This window comes from Kitasatospora sp. NPDC094019 (assembly GCF_044764505.1).
Taxonomy (GTDB): Bacteria; Actinomycetota; Actinomycetes; order Streptomycetales; family Streptomycetaceae; genus Kitasatospora.
Map to the genome: position 1 here is coordinate 37,705 of NZ_JBIWIF010000020.1, position 18,961 is coordinate 56,665.

The following is an 18,961-nucleotide window of genomic DNA, read 5'->3' on the forward strand; positions in this document are numbered from 1 at the left end:
ACTACGGCGACCGGCAGCACCTCACCGGCTTCCACCGCGAACCGGACCTGTCCCCGTCCGAGCGGGAGAACGCGCTCCGGGCCCACGGGGTCCGGGTCGTCGAGACCACGGCCCCGGCCCACAACGGCACCTACCGGGCCCGGGTCGCCTTCCTCGACCCGACCGTGGCGCCGACCTCCCCGCTCGCCGAGTTCCCGACCCGCTGGAGGGTCCTGGACGCCGACGACGGCCTGCGCACCATGTACCCGCGCGACTGGTCGTCGTTGGGGCTGCTGCGCCGCGTCGACGAGGCGCACGACGGCGTCCCCGCCGAACAGCGGGTGTACCTGGACGACGGCCGCACCTACCACTGGACCGGCGAGGCCGACGGCGTCCGGATCGAGGGACTCTCCCGCGACGGCGCCCACCTGGTCCACCGCCCGACCGAGGACCAGCCGGGCGCGCCGCTGAGGGCCTGGGACGACAGCCGGGTGCGCCACACCGTGCGCGGCGACGACGTCGAACTCGACGGCCGCACCCTCACCGTCTCCCGGGTGCTGTTCGACTCCGGGCAGCTCGGCCTGGAGATCACCCTCCCCGTCCAGGTCTCCGTCGACGGCCCCCTGACCCACCGGGAGCAGCTGGCCGCCCGGGGCGAACTCCAGCGCCGGGTGGACGCCTACGTCCGCGAACGGGTGCGGGAGACCGCCGACCAGGACGGCATGCCGGAGACCCTGGTCACCGTCCGCCTCGACTTCGCCGACGACCACGAGGACCCCTACGCCCGGGTGATCGTCGACCGCGACACCCTGCCCGAGCCGGAGGACATGGCGGTGGTCGACACCGCCGAGAGCCTGCGGCACCTGCTCGGCCCGCTGGCCCACCGGTACGGCGCGGACGTGTTCCACGAGACGGCCGTCCGGCTGGAGGAGGACGCGCCCACCCGGGTCGACCTCGTCAGCGACCTGCGCACCGCCGACGGCGGCCCCCGCGTCCCCGCCGACCTGCGCGAACCCGGCCCGCCGCGGCCCGGCGAGCAGCGGCCCGCCGTGACCGCCGGCGCCGACCCGGAGACCCGGCGGGCCATCGAGGCCATGGACTTCCGGTTCACCCCGGCGGCCGCCGACCTCGACCCGCACGGCCTCCCTGCCGACCAGAGCCTGCCCCGCGAGTGGACCGCCCGCGACGCGCGCTGGGCCGTCACCCGGCTCGTCGAGCAGAACCGGGTCGGCCCGACCGACACGGGCGTCGTCATCGACGCCTACCGCGGCGTCATGCTGGAGATCGACGTCGTCGACGGCCGGATCACCGACTACCGCGGCATCGGCGACCAGCGGGACCTCCCGCAGCTGCACGTCCCGCCGCTCGGGAACCCGGGACCGTCCCACACCTCCGGCCCCGCGGCTCCCGCCGTCCCGCCGCACCTCGTGCCGCCGGACGGCCACCCGCTGCTGGACGCCGTCGTGGACGCCTCGCCCGAGCTCGTCGAGGCCCTGCTGCGGCACCACGGTCTCGACCCGGACACCGGGCGGCCGGAGCTGCGCCGGCTGATGACCACCGAGGTGGCCGAGTACCTCCAGCGGACCGGGCCCGCGGATCTGCCCGCGGAGGCCCTTAGGGCCTTCCGCCCCGGCCGGGAACCGAGCCTGGACACCGCCCGGGAGCTGCACGCCCTGCGGCACGCCCTGGCGGCCTCGGACGGCACCCAGGACGCCGGACTCGGCGGGGCGCTCGCCCCGCTGCTGGCCCACGCCCTGCACGTCCGGCTGGAGGTGACCGACCAGCAGGGGAACACCGCGCACCACGGCCCCGACAGCGAGACCGTGGTCCGGATCACCGACGAGCACGCGGAGCGGGACACCGCGCTCCAGGACGTCGAGATGCAGTCCCAGCGGGAGTCCTCCCCGGCCGGGACCGACCACGGCGACGACCTCACCCTGCTGGTCGACCCCGCCGAGACCGAGCTCGCCCTCGTCACCGGGGCCCGCGAGGTCCGGGCCCCCGCCGACCCGTTCGGCCGGTCCGTCTCGGCCGCCCGTCTGCGCGGCTACGAGGCGCGGCGCGGCTTCCTGGAGGACGGCGAGCCCGCCACCGAGATCGTGGTGCGCATCCACATCCGCCGCGACCAGGGCGAGTTCGACAGCGACCTCGACAGCGAGGACGGTCACCTCTACGACGCCCCCGTGGAGCAGTTCACCGACGAGCAGATCGGGGAGGTCATCGACCGGACCTGGCGGGGCGTCAACGCGGCCTACAACACCGGCCACCGCCTCCCCAACGGCGACCTGCTGCGGATCCGGCCCGAGTTCGTCGAGCACTCGGCCGACGTCAACCACCACGTCCACATCGTCGACCTCTTCACCCGCCCGCTCCACGAGAACAACGAGACCTGGTCGCTCGAATCCACCCCGGAGGTCCTCGCCCACGAGCTCGGTCACCTGCTCGGCTTCGACGACGAGTACCGCCGCCACCAGAACCGGCACACCATCTACACCGACGCCGGGATGATGGGCTCCGACCACGTCGAGCTGGGCCGGATCTCCGCCGACCAGCTCGCCGGCATCGGCCCGCAGCGGATCGAGGGCGCGCCGACCCTCGCCGCGCGCAACCTGCGCGAACTGGGCGCCGCCATCGACGAGGTGTTCGGCACCCAGCCGTCCCGCCTCACCCCCACCCGGCACGCCCCCGACGGCCACCCGCTGCCGCCCCGGGCCGCTTTCGGCCTGGACGTCCGGCAGACCGCCCTGTTCGGCGACCGCCGCGCCGAGGGCGGCCACCTGCTCCCGCCGCCCGGCTCCGACCGCCGCCGGCCCACCGGCATCGTCGAGCAGCACCCCAACGGCGTCCTGCACGTCGAGTACGGGACCGCCCCGGCCGGCCCGCGCCGCACCGTCACCGACGTCCGCACCAGCGGCACCGCCGGGGACCTGCTCACCACCGGGCCCGCGCCCACCGCCGACCGCACCCGGCGGCGGCTGTTCCCGCGCAACTGGACCGAGGACGAGGCGGTCTACGCCGCCGAGCAGGCGTACCTCGACGCGCTGCGCCACAACGGCGTCGTCCCGGCCGGCCCCGGCCGGTACCGCTGGACCGGCGAGTACGCCGGGGTGCGGATCGAGGGCGAGGTCCGCGGCGACCGGTTCCTGTCCTTCAGGCCCGCCGACACCCAGCCGGACCCGCAGGCGCCGCCGGCCCCGGCCGCCCCGCCGGTCCGTCCCCGCCGGGCCACCCCCTGGGACGGCCTGTCCGACCTCGGCCCGCTGCCGCCGCGCGGCGAGGGCCTCGACCACGCGCCCTCGCGGCCCGACGGTCTGCTCCGCTACGGACAGCGGGCGCAGGACATCTCCCGCTACGGCGACCGGCAGTCCCTCACCGGACTGCACCAGGAGTTCACCCCGACCGGGGAGCTGGACCTCGCTGCCTGGCAGCGCCAGCGCGGGGTCGAGGTGATCGCACGCGGCGACCTCCACCCCAACGGCACCTACCGCGCCCGGGTGCGCTTCCTGGACGCGACCGTGGCCCCCGACGCGCCGCTCGCGGAGTTCCGCAACCACTGGTTCGAACCCCAGGGGACCTCCGCCCGGACGATGTTCCCGCGCGAGTGGGGCCGGACGGCCGTTCTGTACGCGGTCGAGACCGCGCACGCCCAGGCGTTCCACCGGGTCCGGATCGACGAGCGGACCTACCGCTGGATCGGCGAGGCCAACGGCGTCCGGATCGAGGGCCTCAGCCGCAACAGCCAGCACCTCGCCTACCGGCCCACCGGGCTCCAGCCCGGCGCCCACACCGAGGTCTGGAACCGGCAGCAGGTGATCGCCACCGGTCCCGTCCGGCCGGTCACCGTCGGCACGGGACAGCTCCACGTCCAGCGGGTGCTCTTCAATTCCGGACAGGAGGGCGTCGACATCGTCGTCCCGCTCCACGTCGAGCGGACGGGCGGGGTGACGGACCAGCAGGTCCGCGCCTTCACCGACCAGCTGACCCAGCAGGCCCAGCAGGTCTGGGCCCAGGCCAACGGGAACCGGCAGCCGCTGCTGGTCAACGTCACCGTGGTGCCGACGGACGGCCCCGCGGGCGCCTACCGCAGCCTCACCGCGCCCGAGGCCGCCGGCACCACCCTGCCGGCGCTGCTGGGCGGCCTGCTGCCCGGATTCGGCTGGAACGCGCCCGGCAGCCCGCTGCAGCAGCTGTTCGACCGGGCCGGTACGGTCACCACCTACTCCGATCTCGTCCTGCCGACCGGCGGCCCCGAGGCGCTGCGCGAGCCCGGCCCGCGCCGACCGGGGGAGCAGCTCCCGCCCCTCGTCCCGCAGTTCGACGTCCGCGCGCTCCGGCCCGAGTTCACCGAGGACGCCTGGCGGGACCCGCGCGGCCCCGGCCTGCCGCGCGAATGGTCGGCCGACGACATCCGGCTCGCGGCCGGCGTCGTGCTCGACCACGCCCGGCGCACCACCGGGCAGCAGCCGCCGGCCGACGGCGTGGTGCACGGCGCCGCCGGCGGTGTCACCGTGCACGTCCGGCGCGAGGGCGGCCGGATCGCCGAGGTCTGGGGCGAGCCGGGTCAGGAGGGCTCGCGGCAGCACTCCACCCCGGTCGGCGAGGGCGTCACCGTCCCCCGCGACGCCGTCCTGCCGGAGCAGGAGCCGGTCGGCTCGCAGCTGTTGCGCGCGCTCGTCGAGGAGGACCCGCGACTGCTGCGGGACCTGTTCGGCGAGGAGGAGGCCGGGCGGCTCGCCGCCGACCCGGCCGCCGCGGAGCAGGCGCTGCGCAACCTGGTCGATCAGCGGTTCCGGGACGACCCGGACCTGGCGCGGGAGGCGCACGAGCTCTACACCGCCTGGGCCCGCCGAATGGGGAACGAGCCGGCCGACTGGCCGGCGTTCGTGGAGGACCTGCGGCGGGAGGTCACCTCCTGGCACGAGGACGGGGCAGGTGCCACCGATCCGCGCGCCGTCCGCGACGCCTTCGCCGTGCTCAGCGCGGCCGCGCTGAACCTGCGGGTGACACTCGTGGACGTCGGCGACAACCGGGCGCCGCTCGCCGAGTTCGGCCCCGCGAACGGCCGGCGGACCACGCTCGACCACACCGAGCAGGACGGCTACTCGACCGTCGCCGCCGCGGAGCGGCGGCAGGAGCAGGAGCAGGGGCGGCTCCGGCGCGAGGCGGAGGAGCAGGACCGGCTCCGGCGCGAGGCGGAGGAGCAGGAGCAGGACCGGCTCCGGCGCGAGGCGGAGGAGCAGGAGCGGCTTCGGCGGCAGTCCTCGGAGTCCTCGGAATCCGAGCTGACCGCGGAAGAGCAGCGGCAGATCCGCGAGAGGGCTGCCGGCAAGGCCAAGGCCACCACGACCGACGAGAGCGAGGACGCCGGCCTCTACCCTGCCGACGAGAACCTTGCGCCGGGCAAGCGGGAGACCGACGAACTGGACCTGCGCGAGATCAACCGGCGGTTCGAGGAGATGGAGGACGCCAAGGCCGCGAAGAAGGCGGTGACGGAGGGGGAGAGTTCGAACACCAGGCCGACGAAGCCCGCGGCCAAGGACGAGGAGCAGCCGAGGATTCCGTCCAACGACGAGATCGAGGAGCAGCCGAGGGTTCCGTCCAACGACGAGATCGAGGTGGCGCCCCCGCTGAAGGACGAGTCCCTCGTGGTGCCGCCGCCCAACCGCGACGAGCGGGCACCGCTGCTGCCGCCGCGCACCGTCACCGAGTCCGGCATGCTCTCCGGCTCGCACATGGTCACCAGCGTCGGCGAGCCCAACACCGCGCTGGTCGTGAACCTCGCCGCGCGGATCGCCGACGTCCTTCCCGAGGGGACCGTCAACCGGCAGGCCCTGGCCAGGACGCTCGCGGAGAGCCTCTTCAGCGACTCCGGCCTGCGCGCCCAGGTCTCCTCGCTCTCCCGGGGCGAGGTCCTGCACATCCCGGTCGGGACCGACGCCCGGCACGGCACCGTCACCGTCCGCGGCGAGGTCGCGGACCTGGTGCACCGGGCCGGGGACAAGGCGAAGGCGAAGTTCGAGTACGAGGGCGGCAGCGACCGCGTCGTGACGCTCGGCACCACCACCGGTGGCCGCAAGCGGCTCGGACTCGGCCTGCAGGGGCGGTTCGACTTCTTCAAGCTGTTCCGGGTCCAGGCCACCGGCGGCGTCCAGGGCGACCTGATGTCCTGGGAGGGCCTGACCACCCGGGCACGGTTCTTCTCCCGGTCCAAGACCACCGAGCTGACCGAGATGTTCGACGGCCGGCTGCACCTGGAGGTCGGTTACCAGCCGACCGGCCGACGCGGGACCGAGGACCTGTCGACCCGACTGGACCCGGCGGCCGCGAACGTCGTGACGACCCCGATCCGGGTCGGCATCCCCCAGCGCGAGACCCGGGCCACCGCCGACGCCCTCGACCCCGCGCACCTCGGCTGGCCGGACGGCTTCGACCCGGCCCGCCGGACCCAGGCCCGGCTGCACCTGTCCCACGTCATGCTGGACGTCCACGCCAAGGGCGAGCCCCGGCTGCGCACGACGCCGGGCGAGGACGCGGGCGGCGGCGTCGAGCTGCAGCCCCTGAACACCCCGCCCGGCCGGCCGCTGAAGCGGCAGGTCATGGCGGGCGTGGTGGACCTCCTCGCCGGGAACGCCGAGGTCAGGGCCGCGCTCGGAAGCGACCGCAGTTCGCTGTCCGACCGGCTCGTGGCGGAGTTCGGCTACCAGCGCCTCCAGCAGGACTTCAAGGGCATGACCAACGGCGAGTCCGTCGTCCTGCGGATCCCCGGCAGTGACGTCCGGATCGAGGTGAGGGCCGCCAACCGCGAACTCAACGTCCTGGCCCTCACCAGCGAGACCGAGTTCAACACCGGCGCGGGCGACGTGGTGACCAGGCTCCGGCGGAAGGTCGTGAGCGGGCTCCGGCAGCTCCAGGGCGGCGGCCGGATCGGCCTCGACGACCGCAATGTCAACGCCTCCTACGGCGGCCGAAAGGGGTCGGACTCGATCCACATCTCCGGCCGGACGCTGGAGACCGCGGTCACCACCAAGACCAAGGAACCCGGCGCCGTCCTCGACGGCGACGGGTACCTGGAGGTCGTGGTCCACAAGGGCGACCAGCAGCTCGGCGACGCCGTCGAGGTCCCGGTCGGGTTCCGCACGGTGATGCCGCGGTCCGACCTGCTGACGCCGACGAAGCACGATTCGGCCGAGGCCACGGCCGCGGTGGCCAGGATCGTCGAGAACGGCCTGCCGGAGTCCACGGTCGTCCGCGACATCGGCTCCGTCGACAAGCTGCGGGCCGGGCTGGAGAAGAACGGCGCGGAGTACTACGGGAGCCTCTGGCCGACCGTGCGGGACGAGGTGATGCAGCTCGTCACCCAGCCCGCGCTGGCCTCCCGGCTCAGCGCGATGACCCGCGGGGAGGCGTTCGAGCTGAGCTCCTTCGACCAGAGCAAGCCGGGCGTCCTCAAGGACACGGTGCTGGGACGCAACCTCAAGGTGACCGTCACCGCCACGCTCGAGCCCGATCCGAAGTACCTCAGGCAGAGCGCCAACGCCGACCTCAGCCGGCAGAACGAGACCAGCACCTTCAGCTCGGAGCGCCGGCAGACCGGGAAGCACGAGGTCAAGCAGGGCGGCATCGGGTTCCCCATGGTCGCCGACCAGCCCTACGGCAATACGGACCTCAGCTGGCAGGAGCGGGTCCGGGTCGGCACCCGCGACTCCGCCGCGGACAAGCTCTACGCGAACAGCAAGATCCGCGACGCGCAGGACATCCTCGGCGGACAGGTGAGGCTGACCCTGACCCTGGAGGGCAGGGGTGATCCACGCTCCGTCACGAGGTTCCTCGACACCGAGTTCAGCGTGCGCGCCCCCAAGGCCGAGCTGCCGCTGGAGCCGCACCTGCGGACCCACACCGTCCTGCCGCGCAACCAGCTCAGCGCCTCCTCGGTGGTCTCGTTCAAGGACCTGCCCGACGGGCGGAGCGGGGGCGCTCAGGTGCTCACGGACGTCCGCGCCGCCCTGAAGAAGCGCTTCGCCGCGCGCGGGGGCGTCTCCCGGCAACTGGACCGCATCCTCGCCGAGGAACTCGGGCCGAGGACGCTCCAGGCCAACCTGTCCCAGCTCACCCGGGGCGGCGTGCTCAAGGTGCCGGTCGGCGGCGCCGGCTGGTCGGCCGAGGTGATCGTCCGGGCCAGACTGAGGGAAGCCCCCGTGCTGCGCCGCGAGGTGAACGACGCCGAGATCGAGGTCGGCACCCAGAACCGGACCGGTCACGGCGTCTCCTACGACGAGCGGGACCGCATGACCGGCACCGCCGGTCTGAGCGGCAAGCCGGGTTCGGACGGCAAGAGGGTGCTGACAGTCGACTACTCCTACCGGCACGACTCGGCGACCGGCATCGCGCTGGAGACCGCGGGCAGCACCGTCAACCGGGCGAAGAACGTGTCGAGGGCCGCCGTGTCCGACGCCGACGTCACCTTCGAGGTGGAGATCCGGGGCTGGAGGGGCGGCCTGATCCCCAGTACGACGAAGCTCCGCGAGATCCGGGCGGGGGCGGAGGTCATCACCCCGCAGTACAGCCCGGTGGACACGCCGCGCGCCGTTCCGGACCGCATCTGGCAGACGCATCGGCTCGGGTCCTCGGACGTCGTCACCAATGTGTTCGTGCCGGAGGCCGTGAACAACGGCCCGGCGTCGTCCCACCGGAACACCGGATCGGTCTCCTCGGACCGCAACCCCGGCGCGGGGCACGCCAACGAGAACAGCGCCGCCGGGAACAGCCTCGGCACGGACGGCCTCGGCACGAACAACACCAGTACGAACACCATCGTCGCGAACAGTGCCGATGCGAACCGCGCCGGCGGGAACAGCACCGCCAGGACCCCGGACTTCGCCGAGGCCCTCCTGCGCGGAGCGGGCGACCCGGGGGAGTTCGGCGGACGGAACATCACCAAGTGGCTGGACGGCCTGGGCAGGTCCGGCCTCCGGCAGAAGCTCTACGACACCCTCACCCCGAACACCCTGCACGACCAGCTCAAGGCCATGATGTCGGGCCGCGAACTGGTCGTCTCCGACGGCGGCGTGACCATCCGGATCGGAGCGTCCGTCCGCAGGCTGGCCCATACCGGCAGCACCACGACCACCGAGTTCAACACCGGGACGCAGACCGAGCACTCCCACTCGGCGGCCGACGGGGCGACCGGCGGCGGGTCGGGCTCCGGCCACCAGCTGCGCACCACAGTGGCCGTCAACGGCGGTGCCTGGTACGCGGGCGGGGCGCTGACCGGGTCCACCGGTCACGACACCCAGGAGACCTGGTCCCACCGCACGGGTTCCGGCAACACCACCAAGGTGAAGCCCAAGAACGCGAGCGTCTTCAGCGGTGAGGCGGACCTGCACTTCCGGGTCGAGTGGAAGGAACCGGTCGGCACCACGCCCCCGTTCGTGATGGCCACCAAGCACGCCTATTTCCGGCGCCCGCTCGGCATGGAGACGGTCATCGACGTCGCCGAGACCAGGGCGCAGGCGCCGGTCGGCGCCACGCCCAACCCGGGCAACGTCTTCGACTCCGCGACCGCGCCGCGCGGGGCCGGACTGCGCGGACTCACCGACCGCACGGCGGCGGACACCGTGGTCCGGATCCCGCCGGACCGGGTGTGGACGCACGGGCTGGTCGACACGGACGTGGTCCGGGGAGTCGACATGGGAGCGGACGCGCGGCAGCAACTGACGGCGGGGGCGGCGGAGTTCCTCGGCCCCGACGCCTGGGGCCGGTTCCAGGGCATGGTGGACCGCATGATCGACCCGGTGGCGCTGGCGAGCCGCCTCGGCGCTCCGCTCACTCCGCTCGTCCCGCGCACGCCGGTGGAGAACGCGGGCGGGGCCCCCGAGCCCGGGGCACCGACCCTCACCGACGGCCCGGGGAACTCCACCCTCCTGGTCGGACCGCCCGACCTGGCCGGCGACGTCCGGGTGGAGGTGCGGGTGAGGATCAAGCAGCTGGAGTTCGTCCGGACCGACGCGGAGTCGGAGTCCAACCCGACCAACACCACCTCGGTCACCGACGGCGTCAACGCGCAGCGTTCGGTCCAGGCGGCGCTCCGCGTCACCGGCGGTGGCAAGGGCGAGTTCAACGACTACGTCGGTGGCCGTATCGGCGGCTACCTCGACGGCGCCTACCAGCACCGCACCGACCTCGCGACCGGCGAGGGCGGCCAGATCGTCAACAACGCCAAGATCAAGACCGACACCGCGCGCTACCAGGGCTTCGCCGAGGTGGAGGTGCTCTACCACAAGGACGGGAAGACGCTCACGCGCAAGGAGCTCATGGCGATCGAGATCGACATCCCGGTCGATGATGTGAAGGGGAGCATCGACGTCCCCGCCGGCGGCTACCTGCGGTTCGACGGGCGTACGCCCGTCGAGGGTATGTCCGACGGCGAACTCCTGCTGCACGGCGCGCCGAGCACGGCGGTGCGGTCCATCGCGGAGGCGCTGGGCCTGGAATCGGGCGACCCGGCCGCCCGTGCCCGGATCCTGGATGTCGGCCGCGCCGCCCGGGAACTGCTCCCCGGCTCCCTCGGCACCGAGGGCGACCGGGCGGGGCGGTGGCTGAGGGGCCTGGACCGGATGCTCGTCCTCGCCGGGAACGAGTCGAACGGAGGGGCCTTCGAGCACCTCCGCCTGGTACGCGACGGCGGGGTGATCCCGGTGGAGGAGCGGCGCCGGCTCCAGTACCTGGCCGAGCAGGTCGGCGCGGACCTCGACCTGTCGGCGGCGGACATCGACGCCCGCTGGAACGCCGAGGGCCCGCGCCCGTCCGTGGATCTGAGCCTGCGGGAGCCGGCGGTCGGCCCGGATCCGACGATCCGGCTGGCGGCGGACGCCCGTAGGACCGACGACATGAACAGGCTGCTGCAGAACGTCCGGCGGACGGTCCTCGGCGCGGAGGGCGACGCGCCGCAGCGGGTGGAGATCACCCTGGACGTGTCGGCGGACCGGGCCATGAGGGAGGCCGACCGCCTGGAGCAGCGGCTGCGCGCGGTGCTCCGGACGACGCCGCGCGAGGTGGAGGTGGTCATCGTGACCACTGCCGCCCCTGTGCGGCGCGCGGAGCAGGCCGGAACAGAACCCGCCAGCGGACCTGCGGGCGGAGTCCGGAGGTTCGTGGTCGGTCCGCCGTCGCGGGACACGGGGGAGCAGATGCAGCCGTCGACCGTGCGGCGCGAGCCGGTGGTGCAGGAGCAACAGCAGCAGGTGCAGGAGCAGCAGCAGGAGCAGCAGCAACAGCAGGTGCAGGAGCAACAGCAACAGCAGGTGCAACAGCAACAGCAGGAGCAACAGCAACAGGAGCAGCAGCAGGTGCGGACGGCGGAGGACGCGCCGGTGGAGCAGATCCCGCCGGCTGTCCCGATCCAGCCCGGTCAGGTCCCGCTGCCGCAGACGCCGCCCCCGCCCCCGTCGCGTCGCGCGTCGGTGGAGGAGCTGCGGCACACCTCGGAGGACGAGCACCTGACCTCGGAGTCGGAGTCGGAGCCGAAGGCCGACACGTCGTCGCGGCGGGGTTCGGACGACGACATGCCGGAGCTGGAGCAGGACACCGACGGGTGGACGCCGGGCATCGGGCCGTCGTCGGTCCGCCCGCCCCGGCCTTCGGCCCTGCGGACGGAGCCGCCGCAGAACCTCCGGTCGGCCGTTCCGCTGCCGGCCGACGGGCCGCGACGCGACATCCCGGCGGGTCCGTGGCACGAGCGCGAGACGACCAGTGCCACCTATCGGACGGCTCAGGAGGAGTTCTACCTGCACCCCAACGCCCGGTTGGGGAGCGAGTCGGACAACCTCTCGGTCGACTCGGACCTGTCGGGTCCGTGGCACGAGCGCGAGACGACCAGTGCCACCTATCGGACGGCTCAGGAGGAGTTCTACCTGCACCCCAACACCCGGTTGGGGAGCGAGTCGGACAACCTCTCGGTCGACTCGGACCTGCTGGACTCCGGGAGCGAGGTGTCCGACGACTCCTGGGTGCAGGTCCCGCCGCCGGACCAGCAGGTCCCGCTGCCGCTCCCGCCCCAGGGCCCGAACCCGCCGCTGCCGCCGCACGAGGCCGACGGGCCACCGCAGCACGAGGAACCGGAGCCCATGGAGAGTCTGGAGGAGAGCATCTTCAGCACCCTGACGCAGCTGCTCGGCGGCGGCGGTGGGCGCTCGTGAACCGTACGGCCGGGTCCGGCCGTAGGAACGGAGTAGGAGCACCCGAAGTCCAGTCGGCGGGGTGGTCCTGTCGACTGGGACTGCATGCGAGGCCGGAGGAGCTGCGGTGAGCACGAGTACGGGCGGGAACGGGGCTCGGGGCGGGGCGGCGGGGATCCAGCTGCCGTCGATGGAGTGGGAGATGGAGGAGGAGTCGGCGCCCGCGGGTGCCGCCGTCTCCGCCGGCGGCGCCGCCGCTGCCGTCTCGGCCGTCCCCGCGGCGGCGGAGGCACCGACCGAGCAGGTCGCCGTGCCGCAGTACGGGCCGGTCACGCCGGTGGTGACGGCCGCCGCCGTGCCGCCGGTCGCGGTCGTCCGCGCGTCCATGTCCGCCGACGGCTTCGGCCCCGGTGAGGAGCCTGGGGCACCGGAGCCGGTCGGGGCCGAGCAGGCGGAGGGCGAGGAGCCGGAGGAGACGTCCCGTCGGCCCCGGTTCCGGCGCCCCGCGCTGGTCGCCGCCGCCACGGCGGGCGTGGTGCTGATGGGGCTGCCGTTCCTGATCACGGACGGCGCGGACAAGCACGGCGACGACCGGGGCGTGAACCGGGCGGACCCCCAGCTGGTCGACGGACCGGAGATCGACGACGTCCAGCCGCCCGTGCCGACCGACGCGCCGACGACCGGACTCCCGCTCCCGGCGCCCGTGGACCCGCCCGCCACCGGTGACCCCGCGCTCACCGCGCCTTCGCCGGACGGCTCGGGCACCGTTCCCGGGATCGCCCTCGGCGGCGGCAACACCGCCGGTGCCCCGGTCGTGCCTGGCGGCCAGCCGGCCGGCACGACCGCCCCGGTGGGCAAGGCACCGCAGAGCGGGACACAGAGCGGCAGCACCGGCGGCAGCGGTACCGGCAACAGCAGGACGACCCAGCCCGCCGCGGGCCAGCCCGCCGCGCAGCAGCCGGGCGCGGGTCAGCCCGCTCCGCAGCAGCCCGCGCCGGGTCAGCCCGCTCCGCAGCAGCCGGCGCCCCAGCAACCGGCCCCGCAGCAGCCGGCGCCCCAGCAGCCCGCCCCGCAGCCGCCGCCCGCCTCCCAGCCCCCCGTTCAGCCGCCCGCCGCCGCCAAGGCCACCTACAGCGCCATCGGCGGTGGCAACTGCAGCACCGCCTCGGTCGCCTACGCCCAGCACGGCTACTGGGAACAGGGCTCCACCGGCTGGCTGAGCAGCTCGACCGGCGGGTACAGCGGTTCGGGCTGCAACGGCAAGTACGTGTCGCTCCCGATGTCCGGCTCGGACACCAAGGACGACAAGGACAACTCGGTGGTCTGGACGTTCTCCACCGCGCCGGTCACGACCGGCAGCTGCACGATCGCCGTCCACGTGCCGAACAACAGCGACTACAAGCTGGTCGGCGGCAAGCCCGCGTACTACACCGTCCAGAACTCCTCGACGCCGAACTCCGGTGTCATCGGCGACTTCTCGGTCAACCAGACGAGCAGCCGGGGGAGCTGGGTGACCAGCAAGGCGTTCGCGGTCTCCGGCGGCAAGATCTCGGTGATGCTGCACTCCCGCGGCCTCGACTGGGCCGGTACCGCCACCGACAAGGCGCACATCGCGGCCTCCGCCGTCAGGGCGGACTGCACGGCCTCCTGACCGCGCGGGGGCGGCCCGGATCTCCGCTCCGGACCGCCCCCCGTCCCGTCCGGACCCGCTCCGACCCGTCCGACCCCGTCCCGACCCGCCCGACGACGTACCCATGAAGACCCAGGAGAGGACGGCCATGTCGCGCCATGTGCTGACGGTGTGCCCGGAACAGCGGGGCGGCCCGTACCGCACGATCGGCGACGCGCTCGCGGCGGCCCGCAGCGGAGCGGTGATCTCCGTCCGCCCGGGCCGCTACGAGGAGAACCTGGTCATCACCAAGATGGTCACCATCACCGCCTCGGAGCCGCGCGGCAGCGTCCGGATCACCGCCCGGCGGGGCTGCGTCGTCCAGGTGGTGGCCGAGGCCGTCCAGCTCACCGGCCTGGTCGTCCAGGGGCAGGACGAGGAACTCCCCGCCGTCGACGTGCCCCGGGGGCAGGCCGCGCTGTCCGACTGCGAGGTGGTCGGCGCCTCCTGGACCGCCGTCCTCACCCGCCAGCAGGGCTCGCTCGCGATGCGCGACTGCCGGGTCACCAACCCGGCCGGCGCCGGCATCGTCGAGACCTCCACCGGCACCAGCGTGATCGAGGACTGCGTCATCGAACACCTCGGCACCTCCGCCGTCGTGGTCGGTGAGCGGGCCAACCCGCTGCTGCGCAACTGCGTCCTGCGGGACGCCCGGGGCAACGGCATCTGCGCCAACGGCGAGGCCCGCGGCACCTTCGAGGACTGCGAGATCTCCGTCACCGACAAGCCCGCCGTCGCGCTGGAGGAGCGCTCCACGACCCGGCTGGTGCGCACCGCCGTCCGCGACACCGCGATCGGCGTCTACATCAGCTCCGCGGCCCGGGTGGTGCTGGAGGACTGCGTGGTCAGTGCCACCACCGGCCACGGCATCGCACTGGCTTCCGGCACCGACCCGGAGCTGCGCCGCTGCTCCACCGCCCGCACCGCCGGGCACGGCATCCACATCACCGGCCGTTCGCGCGGCCACTTCGAGAACTGCGAGGTGGCCGACGCCGAGGGCACCGGAATCTGGGTCGGCGAGCATTCCGGTCCGGTGCTCAAGGGCACCGTGGTCCGCGGCTGCGGCGGGGCGGGCGTCGAACTGGCCGAGGAGAGCGCCGCCGACATCGACCGGATGGAGGTCCGCGACGTCACCGGGCCCGGCCTGTCGATCGGCGGCGGCGCCAACCCCCGGGTGCGCCACCTGACCGTCACCGGCGCGGGCGCCGACGGCGTCGAGGTGCTGCGTGACGGCCGGGGCCGGCTGGAGGGCGTCGAGGTGACCGACCCCGGGCGGGCCGGCCTGCGGATCACGGACGGCGCGGACACCTTCGTCGGCGCCGGGGTGGTGCGCGGCGCCAAGGGCTCCGGCGTGGTGGTCGGCAAGGTCGGCCGGGCCTCGCTGCGCGACTGCGAGGTGAGCGGCTCGGGCGAGGACGGCCTCGCCGTCGAGGACGGCGGCGACCTGACCTGCACCCGGGTCCGCAGCCACGGCAACCGCCGCCACGGTGTGCGGATCGGCGCCGGCGGGCGGGCCGCCCTGGCCCAGCTCGACGCGGTGGAGAACATCGGTGACGGGGTGCGCCTCGACTCGGTGGAGGCGGTCCGGCTGACCGGCTGCACGCTGTCCCGCAACCGGGGCTCCGGCCTGCGGCAGACGGCGGCGAGCGAGCGGCTCGCGGTGGAGCAGCTGACCAGTGAGGAGAACGGCCTGCCCGACGCCCACGGCACGGCCGCGGCCGCCACCGGCAGCCCGCGCGGGGAGGGAGCCGCCGCCTCCGGCCCGGCCGCCGCCGCGAACGGCGCCCCCGATCCGGGCGGGGAGGCCGGTCGCGCCGCCGTCCCGGCCGCGCCGCCGGGACCGCTGGAGGTGCTGGAGTCGCTGGTCGGCCTGGCCGGCGTCAAGGAGCAGGTGGCCACGCTGGTCAACCTCAACAAGCTGGCCCGCCGCCGCGAACTGGCCGGCATGCCGGCCCTGCCGATGAGCCGTCACCTGGTCTTCGCCGGTCCGCCCGGCACCGGCAAGACCACGGTCGCCCGGCTCTACGGCGCCGTCCTCGCCGAACTGGGCGTGCTGCGCAGCGGGCACCTGACCGAGGTGGCCCGGGCCGACCTGGTCGCCTCGATCATCGGCGGCACCGCGATCAAGACCACCGAGGTGTTCCAGCAGGCGCTCGGCGGCGTCCTGTTCATCGACGAGGCGTACACCCTGTCGGCCGGCTCCGGCGGCTCCGGTCCGGACTTCGGGCGGGAGGCGATCGACACCCTGGTCAAGCTGATGGAGGACCACCGCGAGGACGTGGTGGTGATCGTGGCCGGCTACTCGGCGGAGATCACCGAGTTCCTGGCCTCCAACCCCGGTCTCGCCTCCCGGTTCAGCCGGACCGTCGAGTTCGCCAACTACGAGGTCGACGAGCTGGTCACCATCGTGGAGCGGGCCGCCGCCGGCCACGGCTACGAGCTGGCCGCGGGCACCGGCGACGCGCTGGCGCTGCTCTTCGAGCGGATGCCGCGCGGCGAGGACTTCGGCAACGGCCGCGCGGCCCGCAAGGTCTTCGAGGAGATGGTCGACCGGCAGGCGACCCGGCTGGCGGAGCAGCCCGAGATCAGCGACCAGGACCTCGCCCTGCTCGTCCCGGCCGACGTCGGCGTCGACCTCGAACCGCCGGTGAAGGAGGCCGACGGCACCGAGCCGCTGGCCGAACTCCAGGCCCTGGTGGGCTTGCCCGCCGCGAAGGAGCAGGTCGAGGACCTGGTCAACCTGATCCGGCAGGTCCGCCGCCGGGAGGAGGCCGGGCTCCCGACCGCCACCATCAGCCACCACCTGGTCTTCGCCGGTCCGCCCGGCACCGGCAAGACCACGGTCGCCCGGCTCTACGGGCGGCTGCTGTCCGAGCTGGGCGTGCTGCCCGGCGGCCAGCTGATCGAGACCGCCCGCGCCGACCTGGTCGGTCGCTACGTCGGCCACACCGCCCAGCTCACCAAGGAGGCGTTCGACCGGGCCCGGGGCGGCGTCCTGTTCGTCGACGAGGCGTACACCCTCACGCCCAGGCACGGGGGCGGCGGGGACTTCGGCCAGGAGGCCGTGGACACCCTGATGAAGCTGATGGAGGACCACCGGGACGAGGTGGTGGTCATCGTGGCCGGCTACGAGGACGAGATGCGGCACTTCCTCTCCTCCAACCCCGGTCTCGCCTCCCGCTTCTCCCGCCAGATCGACTTCGGCCACTACTCCGACGCGGAGATGGTCACCATCGTGCGCAACCACGCCGTCAAGGCCGGGTACGAGTGCGCGCCGAAGACGCTGGCCGCGCTGGAGCACCTGTTCGCCGGCGTCGCGCGCGACCGTACGTTCGGCAACGGCCGCTTCGCCCGGCAGACGCTGGAGGGCATGATCACCCGCCAGGCCGGCCGGCTCAGCCGGCTGGACGTCGCGGACCTCTCGGAGCTGAGCCTGCTGCTGCCCGAGGACATCGCCGTGGACCGCTCCGGCAGCGCGGTGTGAGCACCGGCCGCCGCCGCGTGCGGCTCGCCCGCCCCGCGGCCGCGGTGGCCTGCGGCCTGGCCGCGCTCGCCGCGCTCGCGCCGGAGGCGGCGTCCGCCGCGGCGGCGGCCCCGTCGGTCGGCGGTGGGGCCGGGGTCGAGCCCGCGGCGGCCGGTCCGGTGGCCGTCGGTCCGGTGGCGGCGGGTCCTGCGGCGGCGACCACGGCGCCGGCCGTCGGGAACGCGGTACCGGGGACCACCCCGGGTGCCGCCGGTGGCGCCGCCGCCGCCGGTGGGGCGGGGACACAGCCCGCGGAGTTCCCCCCGATGGGGCAGACGCTCTCCGACGTCCGGCAGAACGGGTGCCGCAAGCCGTCCGCCCGCGCCGCCGACCGGCCCAGCTGGTCGCAGGTCTTCCTGCGCCCGGACGCCGTCTGGCCGCTGAGCCGGGGCGCCGGGGTGACGGTGGCCGTGATCGGCTCCGGTGTGGACGCCGGGGCCGGTTCGGGCACCGGTGCGCTGGCCGGGCGGCTCACGCTCGGGCCCCGGCTGCACGGGGACGGCGACGCGGGCCGCGACTGCGTGGGCCACGGCACCGTGCTCGCGACGCTGGTGGCCGGACGCCGGCCCGCCGACGGCGGCCCGTCCGGCGTCGCCCCCGCCGCGAAGGTGCTGGCGGTGGCCGCCACCGACGACGCCGGCAGCACCAACGCGGACCTGCTCGCCCGGGGCATCCGCGCGGCGGCCGACGGCGGTGCCCGGATCGGCCTGGTCGCGGCGCCGATCGCGGAGCCCGCACCGGCCCTGGCCGACGCGGTCGCCTACGCGGCGGTGAAGGGGATGCTGCTGGTCGCCCCGGTCGGGCCGGACAGCCAGGTGGTGAACGGACCGGTTTACCCCGCCGGATACCCCGGGGTGCTCGCGGTGGCCGCGATCGGCACGGACGGCGCCCCGGCCGGCGGGCCCTCCGACTCCGGCGGCGGATCGGCGGGCGCCTCCGGCGCGGCGGGCCAGGCGGCCGCGGCCGTCGCCCCCGGGCGGACCTCGCGGGTGGACGTGACCGCGCCGGGCGAGGGCCTGCTGGCGGCGGGCCCCGGCGGCGGCACCTTCACGGTCTCCGGGCCGAGCTACGCCGCCGCGCTGGTGGCGGGGACGGCGGCGCTGGTGCTCGGCCGGTCGCCGTCGCTGACGGTCGAGCAGCTCGCCGACCGGCTGCGGTCGACCGCGTACCGGCCCGGGACGGCGCTGCCGGACCCGGTCGTCGGCTGGGGAGCGGTCGACGCGGTGACGGCGGTCGGCGCTCCGGCGGCCGCCGGGGCCGGTGCGGCTCCGGCGGCGGGCGCGGTCGCGACCGCCGATCCGGTGGTCGTCCCGCCGCCGCCGGACGGGAGGCCGGTGCGGTTGGCGTCGGCGGTCACCGGGGTGAGCCTGGGCGGCGCGGTGCTGCTCGGCCTGGCGGCGGCTGCAGCCAGGGTCGGCCGCAACCGCGCGGCCGGGCGTGCGGGTGCGGGATCCGGGCCCGGTGATGGTGCCGGTGCGGGTGGTGCCGGTAGCGGTGGCGAGGGCGGGACGACGGCGTGACCCCGTCCCCGGGCTGACCCCGTCCCCGGGCCGGCTCCGCCGGTCGCACCGGCACCGCCGAGGCCCGGCGGGCCGGCCAACGTCCCGCCAACGCGGG

At 74.7% G+C, this 18,961-nt stretch carries 4 protein-coding genes (1 of these 4 cut by a window edge); all 4 read left to right on the forward strand.

Features of this window, described 5'->3' with window-relative positions; translation table 11 throughout:
• A protein-coding gene (locus tag ACIQ9P_RS32540) for an EndoU domain-containing protein (protein ID WP_402364351.1) crosses the window boundary here: on the forward strand, window positions 1-12,173 show its end. Its footprint begins 22,267 nt before the window's first position; the window shows 12,173 of its 34,440 coding nt (coding positions 22,268-34,440); its start codon lies off the left edge, out of view; it ends in the stop codon at window positions 12,171-12,173.
• A 106-nt stretch (window positions 12,174-12,279) separates the two neighbouring features.
• Entirely contained in the window at window positions 12,280-13,803 is a 1,524-nt protein-coding gene (locus ACIQ9P_RS32545; RefSeq protein WP_402364354.1) for a hypothetical protein, read from the forward strand.
• A gap of 127 nt (window positions 13,804-13,930) precedes the next feature.
• A complete protein-coding gene (locus ACIQ9P_RS32550; protein WP_402364564.1) occupies window positions 13,931-17,305 on the forward strand; it encodes a right-handed parallel beta-helix repeat-containing protein in 3,375 nt (1,124 codons plus the stop codon).
• On the forward strand, window positions 17,302-18,864 hold the full coding sequence (locus tag ACIQ9P_RS32555) for a S8 family serine peptidase (protein ID WP_402364357.1): 1,563 nt from the start codon (window positions 17,302-17,304) through the stop codon (window positions 18,862-18,864). Before ACIQ9P_RS32550 ends, ACIQ9P_RS32555 begins: the two co-directional genes overlap by 4 nt.
• Window positions 18,865-18,961: the final 97 nt, after the last annotated feature.